The 18,286-nt window shown below is 65.1% G+C and carries 18 protein-coding genes and 1 pseudogene; 12 read left to right on the top strand and 7 right to left on the bottom strand.

Annotated elements, in window-relative coordinates; all coding sequences use genetic code 11:
- Positions 1-41: 41 nt before the first annotated feature.
- The 3 genes from WD006_RS13435 (at position 42) to WD006_RS13425 (ending at position 3,638) form a co-directional block, all read left to right on the top strand.
- Positions 42-1,424, top strand: a complete 1,383-nt coding sequence (locus tag WD006_RS13435) for an amino acid permease (RefSeq protein WP_029306512.1) — start codon at positions 42-44, stop codon at positions 1,422-1,424.
- A 16-nt stretch (positions 1,425-1,440) separates the two neighbouring features.
- Positions 1,441-2,403 carry a formimidoylglutamase gene (hutG, locus tag WD006_RS13430; protein WP_029306511.1) on the top strand — a complete coding sequence of 321 codons (963 nt, stop codon included), beginning with the start codon at positions 1,441-1,443 and terminating at the stop codon, positions 2,401-2,403.
- 161 nt (positions 2,404-2,564) lie between these two features.
- Positions 2,565-3,638, top strand: a complete 1,074-nt coding sequence (locus WD006_RS13425; protein ID WP_029306510.1) for a mechanosensitive ion channel family protein — start codon at positions 2,565-2,567, stop codon at positions 3,636-3,638.
- Positions 3,639-3,751: 113 nt separating this feature from the next.
- Here the strand turns inward: WD006_RS13425 and WD006_RS13420 are convergent, their stop codons facing one another.
- Entirely contained in the window at positions 3,752-4,177 is a 426-nt protein-coding gene (locus tag WD006_RS13420; RefSeq protein ID WP_029306509.1) for a phasin family protein, read from the bottom strand.
- A gap of 275 nt (positions 4,178-4,452) precedes the next feature.
- Between WD006_RS13420 and WD006_RS13415 the strand changes: the two genes are divergently transcribed.
- Positions 4,453-4,710 (top strand): hypothetical protein, encoded by a 258-nt coding sequence (locus WD006_RS13415; protein ID WP_011519455.1) that lies wholly within the window; start codon positions 4,453-4,455, stop codon positions 4,708-4,710.
- Positions 4,711-4,852: 142 nt separating this feature from the next.
- Positions 4,853-6,034: a GGDEF domain-containing protein gene (locus tag WD006_RS13410; RefSeq protein ID WP_035831923.1), complete on the top strand. Its 1,182-nt coding sequence runs from the start codon at positions 4,853-4,855 to the stop codon at positions 6,032-6,034.
- A gap of 68 nt (positions 6,035-6,102) precedes the next feature.
- Here the strand turns inward: WD006_RS13410 and WD006_RS13405 are convergent.
- Positions 6,103-6,450, bottom strand: a pseudogene (locus WD006_RS13405) (FCD domain-containing protein); the annotation flags it as partial.
- Positions 6,451-6,514: 64 nt separating this feature from the next.
- On the opposite strand from WD006_RS13405, the gene WD006_RS13400 reads away from it, so the two are divergent.
- The gene (locus WD006_RS13400; RefSeq protein ID WP_029306469.1) at positions 6,515-7,471 is read left to right on the top strand and encodes a LysR substrate-binding domain-containing protein; all 957 of its coding nucleotides are present in this window, start codon (positions 6,515-6,517) and stop codon (positions 7,469-7,471) included.
- A gap of 20 nt (positions 7,472-7,491) precedes the next feature.
- On the opposite strand, the gene WD006_RS13395 is transcribed toward WD006_RS13400, so the two are convergent.
- Positions 7,492-8,025 carry a nucleoside deaminase gene (locus WD006_RS13395; protein ID WP_051722946.1) on the bottom strand — a complete coding sequence of 178 codons (534 nt, stop codon included), beginning with the start codon at positions 8,023-8,025 and terminating at the stop codon, positions 7,492-7,494.
- A gap of 325 nt (positions 8,026-8,350) precedes the next feature.
- On the opposite strand from WD006_RS13395, the gene WD006_RS13390 reads away from it, so the two are divergent.
- Together WD006_RS13390 and WD006_RS13385 are read left to right on the top strand one after the other, a co-directional pair.
- On the top strand, positions 8,351-9,211 hold the full coding sequence (locus tag WD006_RS13390; protein WP_268744982.1) for a sensor histidine kinase: 861 nt from the start codon (positions 8,351-8,353) through the stop codon (positions 9,209-9,211).
- A complete protein-coding gene (locus WD006_RS13385; protein ID WP_017511825.1) occupies positions 9,208-9,978 on the top strand; it encodes a LytR/AlgR family response regulator transcription factor in 771 nt (256 codons plus the stop codon). The genes WD006_RS13390 and WD006_RS13385 overlap by 4 nt, the downstream gene beginning before the upstream one ends.
- Before the next feature lie 21 nt (positions 9,979-9,999).
- On the opposite strand, the gene WD006_RS13380 is transcribed toward WD006_RS13385, so the two are convergent.
- The 4 genes from WD006_RS13380 to WD006_RS13365 form a co-directional block, all read right to left on the bottom strand.
- Positions 10,000-10,335 (bottom strand): 2TM domain-containing protein, encoded by a 336-nt coding sequence (locus WD006_RS13380; RefSeq protein WP_029306466.1) that lies wholly within the window; start codon positions 10,333-10,335, stop codon positions 10,000-10,002.
- Positions 10,336-10,504: 169 nt separating this feature from the next.
- Positions 10,505-11,632 (bottom strand): NAD(P)H-dependent flavin oxidoreductase, encoded by a 1,128-nt coding sequence (locus WD006_RS13375; RefSeq protein WP_035831917.1) that lies wholly within the window; start codon positions 11,630-11,632, stop codon positions 10,505-10,507.
- Positions 11,633-11,660: 28 nt separating this feature from the next.
- A complete protein-coding gene (locus WD006_RS13370; RefSeq protein WP_029306464.1) occupies positions 11,661-12,884 on the bottom strand; it encodes a YbfB/YjiJ family MFS transporter in 1,224 nt (407 codons plus the stop codon).
- Positions 12,877-13,764: a LysR substrate-binding domain-containing protein gene (locus WD006_RS13365; protein WP_029306463.1), complete on the bottom strand. Its 888-nt coding sequence runs from the start codon at positions 13,762-13,764 to the stop codon at positions 12,877-12,879. The genes WD006_RS13370 and WD006_RS13365 overlap by 8 nt, the downstream gene beginning before the upstream one ends.
- A 392-nt stretch (positions 13,765-14,156) precedes the next feature.
- Here WD006_RS13365 and WD006_RS13360 point away from each other — a divergent pair, with 392 nt between their 5' ends.
- From WD006_RS13360 to WD006_RS13345, 4 genes are all read left to right on the top strand, one after another.
- On the top strand, positions 14,157-14,882 hold the full coding sequence (locus WD006_RS13360) for a hypothetical protein (RefSeq protein ID WP_141192927.1): 726 nt from the start codon (positions 14,157-14,159) through the stop codon (positions 14,880-14,882).
- A 328-nt stretch (positions 14,883-15,210) separates the two neighbouring features.
- Positions 15,211-15,765, top strand: a complete 555-nt coding sequence (locus WD006_RS13355) for a hypothetical protein (RefSeq protein ID WP_060784795.1) — start codon at positions 15,211-15,213, stop codon at positions 15,763-15,765.
- Between the two features lie 217 nt (positions 15,766-15,982).
- The gene (locus tag WD006_RS13350) at positions 15,983-16,723 is read left to right on the top strand and encodes a response regulator (RefSeq protein WP_008650998.1); all 741 of its coding nucleotides are present in this window, start codon (positions 15,983-15,985) and stop codon (positions 16,721-16,723) included.
- A 50-nt stretch (positions 16,724-16,773) separates the two neighbouring features.
- A complete protein-coding gene (locus WD006_RS13345; protein ID WP_051068955.1) occupies positions 16,774-18,072 on the top strand; it encodes a sensor histidine kinase in 1,299 nt (432 codons plus the stop codon).
- The last annotated feature ends 214 nt before the right edge of the window (positions 18,073-18,286 follow it).

Below are 18,286 nucleotides of genomic sequence, written 5' to 3'. Positions count from 1 at the left end.
TGGGCCTTCGGTCCCAATCTAGACATCCTTCTGGAGACAGCTTGAAAAACCTGCAACGCAATCTGAGCGCGCGGCATATCCGCTTTCTCGCGCTCGGCTCGGCCATCGGCACGGGCCTGTTCTACGGTTCGGCATCGGCGATCCAGCTGGCCGGCCCGGCCGTTATCCTGGCGTACATCGTGGGCGGCGCGGCGGTCTACATGGTCATGCGCGCGCTGGGCGAGATGGCTGTGCGCGAGCCGGTGACCGGCTCGTTCGGCCGCTACGCCAGCGAGTACCTGGGGCCGCTCGCGGGCTTTCTTACCGGATGGACCTACATCCTCGAGATGATCATCGTCTGTCTGGCGGACGTGACCGCATTCGGTATCTACATGGGGTTCTGGTTCCCTGAGGTGCCGCAATGGATATGGGTGCTCGGCATCGTCATGCTGATCTGCGGGCTGAACCTGTGCAATGTGAAGGTGTTCGGCGAGCTCGAGTTCTGGCTGGCGTTGGTGAAGATCCTGGCCATCGCGGCGATGATCATCGGCGGCACGCTGATCCTGTTCCTCGGCGTGAAGATGAATGGCGAGCATTCGCCGGGCTTGACCAATCTGTGGGCGCATGGCGGCTTCCTGCCGCACGGCGCGGGCGGGTTGATCGCGTCACTGGCGGTGGTGATGTTTGCCTACGGCGGCATCGAGATCATCGGCATCACTGGCGGCGAAGCCCAGAATCCGGAGAAGGTGATTCCGCGCGCCATCAACGCCGTGCCCGCCCGTATCCTGCTGTTCTACGTGCTGACGATGACCGTGCTGATGGCCATCTTCCCTTGGACCGGCATCGGTAGCCAGGGCAGCCCGTTCGTGCAAATCTTCTCCGGGCTGGGGATCAAATCGGCTGCGGCAGTGCTCAACCTGATCGTCATCTCGGCCGCCATCTCGGCGATCAACAGCAATATCTTTGGCGCAGGCCGCATGATGTATGGCATGGCGGAGCAGGGCCAGGCGCCGCGCCTGTTCGCCACCACCTCGCGTCATGGCGTGCCCTGGGTGACAGTGCTGGCGATGGCTGCTGCCTTGCTCGGCGGTGTGGTGCTGAACTACCTGATCCCCGAGCAGGTGTTTGTGATCATCGCGTCGATTGCGACCTTCGCCACCGTGTGGGTCTGGCTGATGATCCTGCTGTCGCAGGTTGCCATGCGACGCCGCCTGTCGGCCGAAGAGGTTCGCGCCCTCAAGTTCAAGGTGCCGCTGTGGCCGGTCGGTCCGGCGCTGGCGATCGCCTTCATGCTGTTCGTGATCGGCGTGCTGGGGTATGTCGAGGACACGCGCGTGGCTCTGTACGTTGGCGCGGGCTGGGTCGTGCTGCTGTCGCTGGCCTGGTTCCTGCGGGCCAAGCCGAAGGCGGACGCGCTGCTCGCCCGGGAAACCAGTGTTTCGTGAAACGGACGTGCGGCAAATGACGGCATTGACGCAAGCCGAGGCCCTTGATGCGGTCTGGCAGGGGCGCGCCGATACCGGTGAGCGCGGGGATACGCGGCGGCTGTTCAATATCGTCCAGCCGCTGGCCGTAGCGGCCAGCGACGATCTGGCCGGTGCGACTGTGCTGATTGGCTTCGCGTGCGACGCAGGCGTCAGGCGTAACCAGGGTCGTGTTGGTGCGGCCGATGGCCCGCGCGGCATTCGACGCGCCCTGGCCAGCCTGCCGGTACATGACGTGGCCGCGCTCTACGATGCCGGTGACGTGCGCTGCGAGGGCGATGCGCTTGAAGTTGCGCAGCGGGCGCTCGGTGAAGTCGTCAGGGCGCAACTGGACCGTGGCGCGCTGCCAATCGTGCTCGGTGGCGGGCACGAAGTGGCCTGGGGCACCTGGCAGGGTCTCAGGGCACATCTGGATACGGCGGGCGACGCGGGCCGCGTCCTGATCCTCAACCTCGATGCGCATTTCGATTTGCGCACTGCGCGGCCCGGCAGTTCCGGCACACCGTTCGACCAGATTGCGGAGGCGTGCCGTGCCGCAGGGCAGCCGTTTGACTATGCGTGTCTCGGCGTCAGCCGGCTCGGCAACACTGCATCGCTGTTTGCCCACGCTCAGGCGCTGGGCGTGCGCTACGTTGAAGACACGGAGATGCAGGAACGCCATCTCGACAACAGGCTGGCCGAGATCGACGCGATGCTGGCGCAGGCCGCGCATGTCTACCTGACGATCGATCTCGATGTGCTTCCGGCAGCCGTCATGCCCGGTGTCTCCGCGCCTGCGGCGTATGGCGTGCCGATCAGCGTGATCGAGGCCATCGTCACGCACGTGTGGGGTAGCGGCAAGCTGCGCGCGGCAGACCTTGCGGAGTTCAATCCGCAGTTCGACCGTGACGGCCAGAGCGCCCGCGTTGCCGCGCGGCTGGTGTATCAGCTGATCCGTTGATCGGTTGCATGGCCAGCGTGCGCCGCGCCAAGTACCAGGCGTGGTGCGATGCTTGCGTCGCAAAGTCTGTGGAGCGCAGACAACATCGGTGAAACTTCTGTCCATTCGTCGTGTCGGTTACTTCGTAACCGGCATCACGCCTCCCCTGATGAAGGACGCCGATGAATCTTCCTCTTCTTCTCGATCACCCGTGGTTTGGCACGTGGACGGCGGCCCTGGTTGCGGTCGTTGTCGTGCTGCTGGCACATCGCATCGGCAGCCTGCTGCTACTGCGGATCACGCGTTCCGCCCAGATACTCCATCCCATGGTCGTCAAGGCGCGGGTCCCGTCGAAGGCGGTTCTGCTGCTGCTTGTATTGCAGACTGTATGGCAGGCCGCCCCGGACGAACTGCGCTGGATCGACAATGTGCGGCATGTTAATGGCCTGCTGTTGATCGCTGCCATGACATGGCTCGTGGCGCGGGTCATTGCCGGCTTCGCGCAGGGCGTGCTGGACCGGCACCCCGTGGATGTCGAGGACAACATGAATGCCCGCCGCATCCATACCCAGACACGCGTGCTCTCGCGCATCGCGATGGCGTTGGTGGTGGTGATCGGGGCGGCGATGTTGCTGATGACGTTTCCCGGCGCGAGGCAGGTCGGCGCCAGCCTGCTGGCCTCGGCAGGTGTGGTCGGGCTGGTCGCCGGCCTGGCTGGCAAGACGGTGTTCAGCAATATGATCGCGGGGTTGCAGCTTGCATTGACGCAGCCGATCCGGCTCGACGATGTGCTGATCGTCGAAGGCGAGTGGGGCCGAGTCGAGGAAATCACGGCGACGTACGTGGTGCTGCGGATTTGGGACGAGCGGCGCCTGATCATCCCGCTGCAGTACTTCATCGAAAAGCCATTTCAGAACTGGACCCGCAACAACTCCCAGCTACTGGGCTCGGTGTTCTTCCATGTCGACTACGGGATGCCGCTGGCGCCGCTGCGCAAGGAGCTGGAGCGCATCGTGAACAACGCGCCCCAGTGGGATCGGCGGTTTTTCAACCTGGTGGTGACCGACGCAACGGAACGCACGATGCAGATTCGCGTGCTGTGCACCGCTGCATCCTCGGGCTTGGCGTGGGATCTTCGCTGCGTCGTGCGTGAGGGGCTGATCGACTTCATGCAGCGCGAATATCCGCAGTTCCTGCCGCGGATGCGCATTGATGGCGAGGCGGGGCGAACGGGAGGCAATGGCGCGCAGGACTAGGTGCCTGCCACCAGTCGGTCCTCCATGTTGATGCCGTATTCCAGTCCGATCAGACGTTGACGCTTCCGGGCCGGCGGGCCCGACCGGTCAGGCCGGGCTTCGCGGCCAGGGGGCTACTTGCCCGCCGGCTTCATCAGGCTTTTTGCTTCCGCGATGCTCTGCTCGGCACGCTTGGTGATCACGGCCAGTGCCTCGGCTTGCGATTTCTGTGCCATTTCCGCCAGTTCGCGCATGTTGTTGAAGGCTGTCTGCAAGCCTTGCTGTACCAATTCGCCCTGCCTGGTCATGGCCTCTGCGGGATTGCCACTCGTGGCCATCTTCTGGGCCGTGGCCTGAATCTCCTGCATGCTCTTGCTCAGGATTTCAGTCTGCTTCTGCACGAGTGCCTGCATGCCCTCATAGGCAATCCTGTTGGCCTCCGCGAGGGCTTCGATATCCTTGCGCCGCGCTTCGATGATCGAAGTCATGTCGACGCCGGGGAGCTTGTACTGTTCCAGCAGTTTGGTGATATCGGTGAACGGATTGGGCGCGGTAGCCATGACAAATCTCCTTGTTGGGGTAGAGCAAGCAGAAGTCGAGCGGCGCCGGCTCACGGGTGAAGTCGCCCGATCGCCACGCGGCAGGCTAAGTGTAATGCGTGCCGCAAGGGAACTGGGGAATGAATAAGGGGGGTATCGCCTGGGCGCGCCGAGCGGCTGACACGGCACACGGGTCCGCGTATCGTCCGGGCCGGGCAAGCGCCCCGATTGCCCGGCCCGATCCCGTTGCATAATGCCCACCGGCGCGACTGCCGCCAACACTATGGAAATACGACATGACGATGAAGACCGAAGAGCAGGTGCAAGCCGAGATTGCTGCCCTGAGGGCGCTGCAGCCGCAACTGCCGGAGCGCGCCCGCAAGGCCGTTGACGCCGCGTTGATGGTGTTGGAGAAGGGGCTGTCGCACGACAACGTCTACGACATGTTCGAGGAAGGCACCGAGGAGTTCGAGGACGCCTTTGCTGCGCGCATGTGGCGCGAAGGCGCTCCCGGTAGCGAATCGCTGTCAGTGCTGTATCGCGAGCTGATCTGACAGGTCGCGGGCTTCTGCCAGGCAGATCAAGGATTGAGGATTCTTTCCGGCTGCCAGGCTGTAATAGGAGACAATGGCGCACATTCAATGACCGCCGGGCCGACTGGTCACCCACGCGCTTATGTCCGAAGCAGACGTCGAAATGAGTTTCGTTGTTGATCCGGTTCGGGTCGAGTTCTCGGATCCGGGGCTCGAGCGGGAGTTTCAGCAACACCATCTGCGGACCACGCGGGCGTCGTTGCGGGTCACCCTGGTGTTCTGTTCGCTGTTTTATCTGGCCTTTTCCCTGACCGATCTGGCCGCGCTGGGCTATGGGACGTCGTTCCTCGTGCTGCTGCTGGGGCGAATCACCGTTGCGCTGACTGCCTGCGGCGGTCTGTATCTGATTCGCCGGAAAACTGAGTCGGTGCTGGCCCACCGGGCCGTGGCCAGCGCGGCGGAGGTCGTCGGGATGGCGATCTTCATGCTGGTCGTCTGGTTCCGTCCCGGCGAGTTGCCCTGGCACGCGATGTCGCTCTGCATCATGCTGATCGTCATCTACGTCTTCATCCCAAATCGGCTCATCACCGCGATTGGCATCGCCCTTGGCGCGACGGCGGCCTTCATCGCGCTGGCCGTGATAAGGGGGGAGTCGAGGTTCTCCGACGAAGTCACGATGGCGATGCTTCTGCTGCTGACCAACAGCTTCGGCATCATCGCGGCGCGCCGCTATCACCGGCTGTGGCGCGACGAGTATCGGGCGCTCAGTACATTGAAGGCGCTATCCATCCGCGACCATCTCACAGCCTGCTTCAACCGGCGGCATCTGCACACGACGCTGCTGCCGCAGGTGCTGGAGCGGGCTCGCGCCGAGCGTCGCTGGCTGACGCTGATGGTTTGCGATATCGACCATTTCAAGCGCGTCAACGACAACCACGGCCACCAGGGTGGCGATGCCGTGCTGATGCACGTTGCCATGCTGCTGCAGGACCGCATCCACGAGCCACGGGACAGCGTCGTTCGCTACGGCGGGGAGGAGTTTCTGCTCGTCATGCCGCAGATGGACTTCGAGTCGGCCGCCAGTCTGTCCGAGGACATGCGCGCCGCGGTGGCGGGCAGTGAGGTGCCCGGCCCCGATGGCAAGAGCATGCGCGCCACGGTCAGCATCGGGGTGCTCTCCGTCGATTTCTCGGCCAGCGATACCGAGGTCACCGAAAGCGCGTTGATTGCCGCTGCCGATATGTTGCTCTATGAAGCCAAACGGGCCGGACGGAACAGCATCCGGACCCGGCTTTGGGCGGATATGGTGTCCACCCACGCTGTCTTGAGTATGCGAACGGCCTGATTGACCGCCGGATGTATGGGCCACCGGCGAGGCCCGCATCAATCCGCATCAATCCGCATCAATCGGCTTCAGTCCGCTTCACCCTCCAGATAGACGCGCGCCAGGCCCTTCTTGATGGCGTCGACGATCTGCTCGCGGCGTAGCGCGATATGCGAGGTCAGACGGGCCTCCGCGCGTTGCCAGTCGCGCGCCTTCAACGCGTCCACGATTTCGGCGTGCTCGCTCTGGGTGGAATCGCGCCCCACGTTCTCCATGTCGATCCAGCGGATGAAGCGAATGCGCTCGTTCAGGCTGGCCAGCATCCGGCGCAACTCCGCATTGCCGGACAACTCCTGCCTTGCGTCATGATGTCTCCGGTGTTGTTCATGCGGCTGGTGCTCTGCCAGTCGCCATGCCGGCGATTGTGGCGGCGCGGACCATAACAATCTAATCAAAAATTGGCATTGCTTCATAACCAAATGGTTAGGTAGACTCGCCAGCATGGCCCACATCGACCGCGCATTGCGCTCCAACATCAAACTACGCCACCTGCAGATGCTTGTGGCGCTGGACGAATTCCGCCATCTGGGCCGCACTGCGGAGTTCCTGGCGGTCAGCCAGCCGGCGGTGTCGAAGGTGCTGATGGAGGTCGAGAAGATGATGGGTATGGCGCTGTTCACGCGCTCCACGCGCGGGACCGAGCCGACGCCAGCCGGTGAGGCGCTGGTGCGCTTTGCCCGTTCCGTGCTGGCCCAGTACGAAGTCACGCGTGACGAGATCGAGGCCGTGGCCAGCGGTGCGTCAGGCCGTGTGCGCGTGGGGTCGATGGGGGCGACGCTGCCGGTGTTGCTGGCCGGCGCGGTGGCGCGTCTCAAGCAGCAGTCGGCGCGTGCCACGGTGCTGATCGAAGAGGGCGATCTCACGCACCTGCTGCCACGGTTGCGGCTGTCGGAGCTCGACGTGATCGTCGGGCGGCTGGAGCCAGCCTATGCGGCGCCGGATCTCGTGACCGAACCGCTCTATGACGAGCCGATGGTTGCCATCGTCGCCACCGACCACCCGCTGGCCCGCAAGAAGCGCCCCGGCTGGGCGGATCTGGCGCGCGGCCCGCTGGTGCTGCCGCCGCCCTGGGCTTCACTGCGGGTCAAGATCGAGCAGGCGTTCTTCCGGCATGGATTCGAACCCCCGGTGGATCGGGTGGAGTCGTCTTCGTATCTGGCGGTGACCACGTTCGTGGCGCGGCGGCAGGCGGTCGGCTTTGTCGCGCGGACGGTAGGCCGCCAGCTTGAGGCCGAAGGGAGATTCCGCGTGCTGGCGATGCCGGTGGAGGTGGATTTGCCCCCGGTCGGCCTGATCACGCTGCGGGACCGGCGACTGGCGCCGGGCGCTACGCAACTGATGGCGTGCCTGCGTGCCGAAGCCGGGGAGATCGCGCAGGCTGGCGTCGATCAGGCTTGAATCGCCGGGCTCAGGCCCATTCACGCATGCGGCACCCAGAACCCGATATGCGGCGCTGCAGCTTCGTCTTCCAGCATCGGTCCAAGCACGACGACCTGACGCTGTCCGCGCGCGAATACCTCGCGGCATGGCAATGAGAACGTTGGATTCTCCGGATGATCGCCGGTCAGGCCCAGCAGCGCATGTTCCGACAGCGCGTAGACCACGCGCCCGATGCCGGTCCAGTAGATCGCACCCGCGCACATGCAGCAGGGCTCGGCGCTGGTGTAGAGCGTGCAATCCGCTAGCTGGGCTGGCGTGAGCAGCTTTGCCGCGCGAGCAGCGGCCACCAGTTCGGCGTGCTGCGTGGGGTCGCCTTCGGGCGGCATCGAGTTGTTGCCGGCCGTGACGATGACATTGCCCTGGGCATCGGCCACCAGCGCCGCGAACGGATGGCGGCCACGCTGCTTCGAATCTTCGGACAGGGCGATCGACTGGCGCAGCAGCGCGAGATCGAGTGGCGAGGGCGAGGAAGTGCTCAGGGTGGCGGTGGGCGTGGACACAGGGGCAGGCATGGGGGCGGACATGGGGGCGGACATGGGGGCGAAGGTCTCCGGAAGCGGTGCATGTTGCGATGCGGCAGGCACCCGCCATCATCCGCGCAAGTGGCGGGTGTCGCAAGTCGGCGGGTGTCGCAAGTCGCGCCGGCCAGCGGCCATTGGCGCCGCCTTTCGGTTCATCCGCGAGACGTCCGATGCCTTCCGGCGGGAGCCGGTGGTAACCTCGCAGCATTCCGCGTCCCCGACCATCCGAACCACCCATTCAACCGTGCGCCCCGCAGACCCCGAACTCTGGCGAACCGCCTCCGAGCAGCGCGCCTACAACGATGCGCGCCGTCGCGTGCGCGCGCTGCGCTTCTTCTACATGCACGCACTGGTCTACGTGACGGTCAATGCGATGCTGATCACCATCAACCTGGTGACGTCGCCGCACCGGCCGTGGTCAGGCGGGCCGCTTATGGGTTGGGGAATCGCGCTGGCGATACACGGCATGATGACGTGGAGCCGCGTGGGTCTGCTCGGCCGTAGCTGGGAAGAACGAAAGATCGCCGAGTTCATGGCGCGCGAGCAGGTGCGCACGATCTCCACGGAAAAGCAGCTCGTGGAAGCGCAGATGCGCCTGCTGCAGGCCCAGATCGAGCCGCACTTCCTGTTCAATACGCTGGCCAACGTGGTCAGCCTGATCGAGCCGGCGCCGCAGAAAGCCACGCTGATGCTCGAGCATTTCATTGCCTACCTGCGCGCGTCACTGGCGGCCAGCCGCGCCACGCAAGGCACGGTGGCGCAGGAGGCCAAGCTGCTGCGCGATTACCTGGCGTTGCTGAAAATCCGCATGGGCGACCGGCTGCAATACACGATCGAGGTCGATCCCTCGCTCGACACCGCGCCGCTGGCGCCGATGCTGCTGCAGCCCGTGGTGGAGAACGCCATCAAGCATGGGCTGGAACCGAAGATCGAAGGTGGCCATCTGCGGATCACGCTGGAGTCGCGCGGGCCGCGCATGTTGGCGACGATCGAGGATGACGGCATGGGCTTTCATCCCAAGGCCGGGTCCGGCGTGGGCCTGTCGAACCTGCGCGAGCGGCTGGCCGTGCTGTATGACGGTGACGCCCACGTGCGTATCGAGGAGCGGTCACCGGGGACCGCCGTACTGATCGAGATCCCGCTGCCCCGCGCATTCCGAACCGGAGACACCGCATGATGTCCACCGCCCCTACGGCGTTGATCGCAGACGACGAGGAACACCTGCGCGCCCACCTGCGCGGCAAGCTGGCCCGCCTGTGGCCGGAACTGCAAATCGTGGGAGAGGCCGCGAACGGCGTGGAGGCGGCGGCGTCGATCGCGCGTCTGGCGCCCGATGTCGCCTTTCTCGATATCAAGATGCCGGGCATGTCCGGGCTGGAGGTGGCGCAGGGTATCGAAACCGATACCCGGCTGGTGTTTGTCACCGCATACGACGAGTTCGCGCTCGATGCTTTCGATCGCGCGGCGGTCGACTATCTGGTCAAGCCGGTGACGGACGAGCGCCTGGCCCGTACCGTGGAGCGGCTGCGCAAGGCCTTCCAGGATGCGGCGCCGATGCCGGAACTGGCGCAGCTGCTGAGCCAGCTCACGCGCGGCCAGCCACGCGCCGAAGGTGGCGGCCTGCTGCGCTGGGTGCGCGCCAGCCGTGGCAACACCACGAGCCATGTGCCGATCCAGGAGGTGATGTACTTCCACAGCGACGACAAGTACGTGGTGGTGCATACGCGCGACGGCGAGCACTTGATCCGCACACCATTGGCGGAACTGGCCGAGGGCCTGGACCCCGACGTGTTCTGGCAGGTCCACCGCTCGACCATCGTCAATATGGAATGCGTCGCCGGCACGCGCCGCGACGAGAGCGGCCGGCTGTTCGTGCGGATACGCGACAGCGATACCGAACTGCCGGTATCGCGTGCGTATGTGCACCGCTTCAGGCAGATGTAGCGCCTGCCTGGAAGCCTGGGCTCAGTGGCGATCCATGAACTCCTGGATCTTGCGCGCTTCCCAGTCGCGGCCCCAGCGCGACAGGCGCATCCAGACCAGCCCGCCGTGGATCGCCAGCGCCAGCCCCCATCCGAGCGTAGTGCTCAGCGGCCACGGCCAGCCCGTGGTCTGGTAGTGCGACCACGACGGCGAGCCGAAGTAGTAGAAGCGGAACCACAGCCAGCCATTGACCAGCACATAGACCAGCAGGTGGATATACCAGCCGCGCAGCGCCCGCACCATGCGGCGGGCGCGCCAATAGGCCCAGGCGTTGTCGTCGGAGGGAGGGAAGGGCGGGCGCATGGATTCCTGACGCATGAGTGACCTCGCTTTGTGGATTGTGCGGGTTGTGTTGGTGCGTCATGTATAGGCCACTGCACGTGCCAGTGCCATGGGCATGGGCCGAATCGACGGAATTTGGGGGCGAATGACAGGGAACCGGCGCGAACGGGGGGCCTCCGTCCGGCCCGATCCTGATCCCTCCCTCTTACCCCAGCACCGCCTTCAACCCGCTCAGCCGCTCCAGCGTTGCTTTCAGTTCCGCCGTCAACGTGGCAACCAGTTCCGCCGCAGGCATCGCCCTGGCCAGGGGCACTGCCTGGCCGGCCCACTGCGCGGCATAGTCGCTGTTGCCACTGGCCTTGGCCGCGGCGTGCAGCGCCTTGCCGGCGTCGTAGGTCATGGGATAGCCGGGGGTGGCTGGCGCGCCGGCTGCGGCGCCCAGCGCGGTAAGCCGGTTCGCGAAGCCGCGGGCGGTGCGGCCCGAGATGGCCTGCGTGAAGGTGGTCGGGCGCGGCTGTTCAGCGGTAAATGCGGCAGCCAATGCGGCGCGATAAGCGGCATCGGCGGACGATTCCTGGGTGCCGACGAATGCCGTGCCAAGTTGCGCGGCCTGCGCGCCCAGCGCCAGTACCGCCGCAATGCCCGCGCCGTCCATGATGCCGCCTGCCGCAATGATGGGCAGGCTGGTGCGCTCGACCAGCACGCGCACCAGTGCCAGTGTCCCCAGTCCCTCGTCTTCGCCGTATGCATCGAACAGGCCGCGATGGCCGCCGGCTTCGATACCTTGCGCCACGATCGCATCGATGCCCGCCGCTTCGATCAGTCGCGCCTCCCGCAACGATGTGGCGCTGGCCAGCAGCACGATGCCCGCCGCGCGCAGCGCGTCGATCTTCTCCTGCGCGGGAAGCCCGAAGTGGAAGCTCACCACGGCGGGCTTTTCCTCCAGCAGCATCTGGAACATGGCCTCGTCGGTCAGGAATGTCTTGTAGATCTCGTTCAGGCTGGCAGGCGCGGCGGCGCCGAACTTCTTGAATTCCGGCGCGAGGTATTCGAGCCAGGCGCGCTCGCGCGCCGCATCGGCCGCGTCGGGGACATGGCAGAACAGGTTGATGTTGAACCGCTTGCTGGTCAGCGCGCGGGTTTCGCGGATCGCTTTGCGCGCGCCTTCCACGTTCATCGCGCCGACACCCAGCGAGCCCAGGCCGCCCGCTTCGGAAACGGCGGCCGCCATGGCCGGTGTGCTGACGCCGGCCATGGGCGCCTGAATGATCGGTGTGGAGAGGTTGAGGCGCGCGAGCAGGTTCTGGCGCGGGCTGCGGGAGGTGGTGTTCATGGCGGATTCCCCGGTTGGCGTGTCGAGCTTACGAATGGGTCTGGTGGGTCTGGCCGGTCTGGCCGGTCTGGCGGATCTCGCAGATGCCGGCGGCGATCAGCAGGGCGGCGGAGGCGATCTCCATCGCGCCGTTGAAGCTGCCGCCGTGAGACATCAGGGCTGAGGCCATCAGCGGCCCCGCGATCTGGCCCACGCCGTAGGCGGCGGTCATTGCCGCCACCAGATTGAAGCGGACCAGATGCGCCGCGTGTCGGGCGGCGGGTACGGCGATGGTCACGGTGCCGACGAACGTGCCGCCAACCAGCACCGCGCTCGCCAGATAGGCGGCCGCAGAGTGATTGATGGCCGGCAGCGCCACACCTACCGCCTGGACCACGAGATTCCATTGCATGGCGCGCCGCGTGCCCAGCCGTTCGTGCACTGCGTGCCACAGGAAGCAGGAGGGCACCGCTGCCAGCCCGAACATGGCCCAGATGTGAAGTGGATTGACGTCGTGGAGCGCGCCGTGGATCAGCAGCGGCAGATAGGTTGCGGTGATGATGTAGCCAAGACCTGCCAGGCCATAGCTGGCGACCAGCGGCCACGCGCCCAGCGCGTGCAGGGGCCGACGCTGGTGCGCCGCCGAAGCCGTGGCGGCCTGCGCCGACGGCCGGCGGATCGGCCGCCATGCCAGCACCGACAGCGCCAGCGCGCCCACTGTCAGCACCAGCCACAGCACGCTGCTACCCGGTGTCGACAGATTGCCGAGCGCGATCAGCTCGGCCGAAACCGCGATGCCGGTGCCCACGCCAGCAAAGAGTAGCGGGGCGCCATTGTGATGGCCCACGACGTGCAGTAGCCAGACCGAGGCACAGACAAGGCCCACGGCGCTGGCCACGCCCGCGAGGAAGCGCAGCGCCACGAAAACCGCAGGCGGAATGGGCGCGGCGAGCACGAGGATGCACAGGACGGTGGCAACGAGCGCGGCGCGCGTCCAGTCGCTGGCCGTGCGTGCCGGGATCTTCGTGGCAAGCAGCGCGCCGGCCAGATAGCCCGCGTAGTTGGCGGAGGCCGCGAGCGAGCCGGTGCCAACGGACATGACCCCCTCCTGGACCATCAGCGGATACATGCCGGTGAACGCGAAGCGGCCGAAGCCCATGACTACGGCCAGCGCCAGCGCGGCGGCGACGGGTTCTTGCCACGATGCCGGCGTGGCATGGCTACTGGCGCGCGCGACCGAAGACGGGTGCGGGGAATGCAGGCAATCAGACATGACGCAACTCCCGCTGGAATGCTTCGAAGGCCGACGTGGTGAATCCGGCGCGCTTGACCAGGAACGTGTGGGCGGGCCTGACCGGTACGGTCTGGAATTCGGCATGGTCGGGATGCAATGCCAGCAACGCGCGAGGCACGATCCCCACCGCCGACCCGGCTGCCACGGATGCGAGGATCGCGTGGTAGGACGGCATCTCCATGACCGACAGCGAGCGGCGTACCTCGTCGCCGCCTTCCTCCAGCCATTCCTCGGCGCAGCGGCGGTATGTGCAGCCACGCGCGAACGCGGCGAGGTGGCGCAACGTTACGTCCTGCGGATCGCGCACCTTCGGATGCGTGGCCGGCAGCACGAGCACCAGTTCCTCGGTCCGGATGAACGTGCCTTCCAGTCCGGCGCCCATCTCCGCGATATCGAGATCGCGCGCGGCGCCCTTGCCAGGGTGCGCGACCACCGCGCAGTCCAGACGGCGATCCAGCACGGCGTCGACAAGGCTCTGCGTGGTACCCGTCGTCAGATCGAGTTCGACGTCGGGCCAGGCGGCGTGATAGCGCCCGAGTGGCTTCGGCAGCAGGGTGGCGGCGGAACTCTCCATGGACCCCACGCGAAGCGTGCCACTCGGCGTATCGGCGCGCATCGATTGGCGGGCTTCCTCGGCCAGCGCCAGCATCTGTTCGGCATAGCCAAGCAGCCGCTGGCCTTCAGGCGTCAAGGTCATCTTCTTGCTGTCACGCTGGAACAGCGCGACGCCGAGGCTTTCCTCGAGCTGCTTCACGCGCGTGGTGACGTTGGATTGCACCCTGTCCAGCACGCGCGCCGCCCGGGTGATGCTCTGTTCCCGGGCCACCGCGCGAAAGATCTCCAGTTCGGCCAGTTCCACGTTGCCTTCACATCGCTCACGCGATGTTCTCCATATGAGAATGAAAGTAAGTTAATTATTGTAAAAAGAGAATTAGATGTCAAGGTCTGCGTCTGATGCCCAGTGGCGAGGAAGCCGGTTTGCGAACGCGCCTCGACCCGCGGAATTGGTCAGGCAAGCGGCACCTTTGGAGCGAGCGCGACAATATCCGAAACCCGGCAACTGTCTTCCGGGAATTTGGCACGCCATATTCGATCAGCCCATCTTAATAATCGTTTCGATGGCGATACATAATAAAAACCAGACAGATCTCATTAAATTTGTAGTGCATTGAGATTCGTATTCACCTCCATATAGTGAAATAACAGGATGGGGATAAAAAACTGTTCAATCTGGTCTGTCAGGAGGTGGCGATGAACCCTGCCCGAAGAATATTTGTGGCCATTGCCTTGACGATGGCATTGGGCGCCTGCGGTGGTGGGGGCGGCGACAGCGGGGGCGGCGGCAATAACAATCCGATGCCGGTTGCTGTCTCGGTTCCGCTACAAACGGCGGTGGCAAATGTGGTGAATAACGGGATTTCCGTCAACTTCGCAATCACTGGCACAGTGGCTGGCACTGCCGTGACCGGTAGCGGCACGCTTGTCGATGCTGCTGCGGTCGGGGCAGTGCTCAGCGGCGCGGCGGTTCTGAAGACAACGGAAACGCTTAGTGGCACGGTCATGGCAAACAATGTGTCGGCGCCATTTTCCTCAACCCGAACGATATTCAGGAATCCGGCAACGTTCGCCGAAGTGCAGGAAGACTTGGGAGGCCCGGTCGTGGTGTTCCCGAGTTATGTATATCCGGCGACGGTTCAGGCAGGCGATTCCGGGACGCTGGTCACTGGCACCTCATTTTCCGCCGCGGACCAGATGACCAAGACCGGTACCGTGGTCCGATCCTTCAGCGTGGCGGCCGATACCTCCACCACGCTGCTGGTTACCTTCCTGGAGAGTGATTTCGACACTAACGGCATCAAGCTGGCGGACGACCAGACGACGCTACGTGTCGATACTTCCGGTAACGTCACATTCGTGTCGGAAGTTGTGAACGGCTTCTCGGTCAACGGGCAGCAGGGTTCGCTGACGTTCAAATAGGGCAAGGGGGGAAAGGGGCCGTAAGCCGGTCAGTCCGGTTTCATGGCCCCCGGTAGGGCCGGCAGGCGCGGCAGCGATCGTGGCCACCGGCCCGCCCGGCGCGAGGCGGTACTCCCATTGCCTGCGCGTCACATTTCCGCATGGTTTTGTATCGCTGTGTATCTGGCGCCGGCGCAGATACGTGCGGTCACCGAAACCCCACATTTGCGCTACGGGCGCGATACATCGGTCTCCTTGAATACGTTGCGTGGCCCACGGCGAACTGCAACGAAGCGATCCCGGGGCACGCAGTTACCAACCCGATCCCGCTACTTCAAGGAGCACCATCATGACCTCGACCACCACCAAGCGTTTTGTTTTCGCGATCGCCCTGGCCGCTGCCGCCGCAGGCGTCCAGGCAGCAGGGCTTTCCCATGCCGGCGCGCGCGACCCGTTCACGGACGGTGCCCGTTCCGTGCAAGACGCACGTGACGTGTACAGCGAGGGTGCGCACGGCGTGCAGGACCCGCGCAGCCCGTACACCGACGGCGCACGCAACGTTGACACCTTCACCGACGGCGCCCGCACGCTGGCAGGTCTGGACCGCACCGGCGTATCCGCCGATCCGGCACGCTCGATTGACCCGTACCTCGACGGTGCCCGCACCCTGGCAGGTCTGGATCGCACCGGTGTATCCGCCGATCCGGCGCGCTCGGTCGACCCGTACCTCGATGGTGCCCGCACACTGGCAGGTCTGGATCGCACCGGTGTATCCGCCGATCCGGCGCGCTCGGTCGACCCGTACCTCGATGGTGCCCGCACACTGGCAGGTCTGGACCGCACCGGTGTATCTGCCGCTCCGGCGCGCTCGATCGACCCGTACCTCGACGGCGCCAATGCCTGAGCGGCGGAGGCCCCGCGGGCGCATTCCCGGGGCCTTGCCGATGCCGGCCCGCCTGAGCCATCAGCATGGCGCGGGCGGCCGGCAGATTTGCAACGATTCCTGTATAAGACGGCTCCAGATAGAGAGCGATACAAAGCGTCGCCTAAAGTGCTACACAAAGGCGCTGCACAATGCGCGGCATGGGGATGATTGCCGACTGTACCGAGGGGAACCAGGAATGATCCGGCCTGACCATATTCTGATCGTCGATGACGACCGTGAGATCCGTGAGCTTGTTGCGACCTATCTCGATCGCAACGAAATGCGTGTCACGCTTGCGGCAAACGGGCGAGAAATGCGCACCGCGCTGGAGAAGGGGTCGGTCGACCTCATCGTGCTGGACCTGATGATGCCAGGCGAAGACGGCCTGGCCCTGTGCCGCGACTTGCGCGCCGGGCCGCACAAGACCACCCCCGTACTGATGCTGACGGCCCGCAACGAGGAAGCCGACCGCATCCTCGGGCTGGAAATGGGCGCCGACGACTATCTCGTCAAACCATTTGCCGCGCGCGAACTGCTGGCGCGGATTCGTTCCGTGCTGCGGCGCACGCGCATGTTGCCGCCGAACCTGCAGATCACCGAGGCCGCCACGCTGCTGGCATTCGGTGACTGGCGGCTCGATACCACGGCACGCCATCTGCTGGACGAGAACGATGTGCTGGTGGCGCTGAGCGGCGCGGAATACCGGCTGCTGCGGGTCTTTCTCGACAACCCGCAGCGTGTGCTCAGCCGCGATCAGCTATTGAACCTCACACAGGGGCGCGACGCCGAACTGTTCGACCGTTCGATCGACCTGATGGTCAGCCGGTTGCGCCAGCGGCTGCGCGACGATGCCCGCGAGGCGCGTTACATCAAGACCGTGCGCAATGGCGGCTATGTGTTCACGGCGATCGTCGAGGTACGCGAGGAGCGGACGTGACTCACGCGAGCGCGCTGCGCGCATGGCCGCGCTCCCTGTTTGCCCGGCTGATGGTGATCCTGCTGGTCGGATTGGCGTTGGCGCAGGGGCTTTCCTTCGCGCTCGTGCTGAAAGAGCGCGAAGGCGCGGCCGATCGGCTGATGCTCTCGAACCTGGAACAGGATGTGGCGAGTTCCGTGTCGATTCTCGACATGATGCCGGCGGCCGAGCGGCCGCGCTGGCTCGACAAGCTCGAGCGCAAGAACTACAGCTACCAGCTCAACGCGGGCGTCAGCGGTGACGAGCCGCCGCGCGAGGCCTTGTCGCGGCAGGCGGTGGACACCATCACGCATGCGCTGCAAGGCCGCTACACGGTGCACGCGAATGCCGTGTCGGGCGACGCGGAGCACTTCCAGGTGCATATCCACCTGAGTGACGGCAGCCCGCTCACCATCGACATTCACCCGGCGCCCAAGCCACTGGCCATGTGGCTGCCCGCATTGCTCGCGGTGCAGCTCGTATTGCTGGGCGTCTGCGCCTGGCTCGCGGTGCGGGTGGTGACGCACCCGCTGAAGCAACTGGCCAGCGCGGCCGAAAACCTCGGTCCCGATCTCAAGGCCGAGCAGATTCCCGAATCAGGGCCGATGGAAGTGGCACATGCCGCGGCGGCTTTCAACGCCATGCAACAGCGCATTGCTGGATACCTTGCCGAGCGGGTGCAGATCCTCGCCGCTATTTCGCACGATCTGCAGACCCCGATCACGCGAATGCGACTGCGCCTGGACCTGATGGAGCCATCGGACACGCAGGAGCGCTTTCTTCAGGATCTGCGCGAGATGGAGCAGCTTGTGCGCGAAGGTGTGACCTATGCGCGCACGTTGCACGGCAGCTCGGAAACGCCGGTGCGCGTGGACGTCGATGCCTTCCTCGACAGCCTTGCGTTCGACTATCGCGATGGCGGGCAGGCGATCGAGGTGGAGGGCAAGGTCGGCGCGCCTATCGAGACGCGGCCGCAGGCATTGCGGCGCATCCTGATGAACCTGATCGACAACGCGCTCAAGTTCGGCAACGAGGTGCGTGTCGCCGTCTCGCGCGAGGCAGGCGGCAATCTGGCGATTGCGGTGCAGGACCGGGGTCCGGGCATTCCCGAAGCCGATCTCGAACGGGTCATGCAGCCGTTCTATCGCGTCGAGACGTCGCGCAACCGGGGTACCGGCGGCACCGGGCTGGGTTTGGCGATTGCCCAGCAACTGGCGCGTGCCATGGGTGGGCATCTGGTGCTGTCCAATCGCGAGGGCGGTGGCTTGCAAGCGACGCTTACGTTGCCACTTGCATCATCGGCCCCGGCGCAGCCTGCTGCGCGCCACTGACGTGGCTGGTGACGGTGCGGCAATTGCCGCACCGTTTCACCGCGTTCCCGCTCTTCCCGCTCTTCCCGCTCTTCCCGCTCTTCCCGCTCTTCCTGCTCTTCCTGCTCTTCCAGCGATACCGCCGCACTGTTTTGTATCTCTCTGTATCGCAATGCCACGCCGATACGTGCGCACACGAAACCGGCCGATCCTGGCTACGGCGCTGATACATCCA

Origin of the sequence: Cupriavidus sp. Met-2, assembly GCF_049843575.1 — a bacterium.
Lineage (GTDB): Bacteria > Pseudomonadota > Gammaproteobacteria > Burkholderiales > Burkholderiaceae > Cupriavidus > Cupriavidus metallidurans.
The sequence above is the reverse complement of the archived record's forward strand: the minus strand, read 5'-3'. Positions and strand labels throughout refer to the sequence as shown.

Coding starts and splice junctions, on each gene's coding strand:
- hutG (WP_029306511.1), top strand. CDS start 1,441: ATGACGGCATTGACGCAAGCCGAGGCCCTTGATGCGGTCTGGCAGGGG.
- WD006_RS13425 (WP_029306510.1), top strand. CDS start 2,565: ATGAATCTTCCTCTTCTTCTCGATCACCCGTGGTTTGGCACGTGGACG.
- WD006_RS13420 (WP_029306509.1), bottom strand. CDS start 4,177: ATGGCTACCGCGCCCAATCCGTTCACCGATATCACCAAACTGCTGGAA.
- WD006_RS13415 (WP_011519455.1), top strand. CDS start 4,453: ATGACGATGAAGACCGAAGAGCAGGTGCAAGCCGAGATTGCTGCCCTG.
- WD006_RS13410 (WP_035831923.1), top strand. CDS start 4,853: ATGAGTTTCGTTGTTGATCCGGTTCGGGTCGAGTTCTCGGATCCGGGG.
- WD006_RS13400 (WP_029306469.1), top strand. CDS start 6,515: ATGGCCCACATCGACCGCGCATTGCGCTCCAACATCAAACTACGCCAC.
- WD006_RS13395 (WP_051722946.1), bottom strand. CDS start 8,025: ATGCCTGCCCCTGTGTCCACGCCCACCGCCACCCTGAGCACTTCCTCG.
- WD006_RS13385 (WP_017511825.1), top strand. CDS start 9,208: ATGATGTCCACCGCCCCTACGGCGTTGATCGCAGACGACGAGGAACAC.
- WD006_RS13380 (WP_029306466.1), bottom strand. CDS start 10,335: ATGCGTCAGGAATCCATGCGCCCGCCCTTCCCTCCCTCCGACGACAAC.
- WD006_RS13375 (WP_035831917.1), bottom strand. CDS start 11,632: ATGAACACCACCTCCCGCAGCCCGCGCCAGAACCTGCTCGCGCGCCTC.
- WD006_RS13370 (WP_029306464.1), bottom strand. CDS start 12,884: ATGTCTGATTGCCTGCATTCCCCGCACCCGTCTTCGGTCGCGCGCGCC.
- WD006_RS13360 (WP_141192927.1), top strand. CDS start 14,157: ATGAACCCTGCCCGAAGAATATTTGTGGCCATTGCCTTGACGATGGCA.
- WD006_RS13355 (WP_060784795.1), top strand. CDS start 15,211: ATGACCTCGACCACCACCAAGCGTTTTGTTTTCGCGATCGCCCTGGCC.
- WD006_RS13350 (WP_008650998.1), top strand. CDS start 15,983: ATGATCCGGCCTGACCATATTCTGATCGTCGATGACGACCGTGAGATC.
- WD006_RS13345 (WP_051068955.1), top strand. CDS start 16,774: ATGGTGATCCTGCTGGTCGGATTGGCGTTGGCGCAGGGGCTTTCCTTC.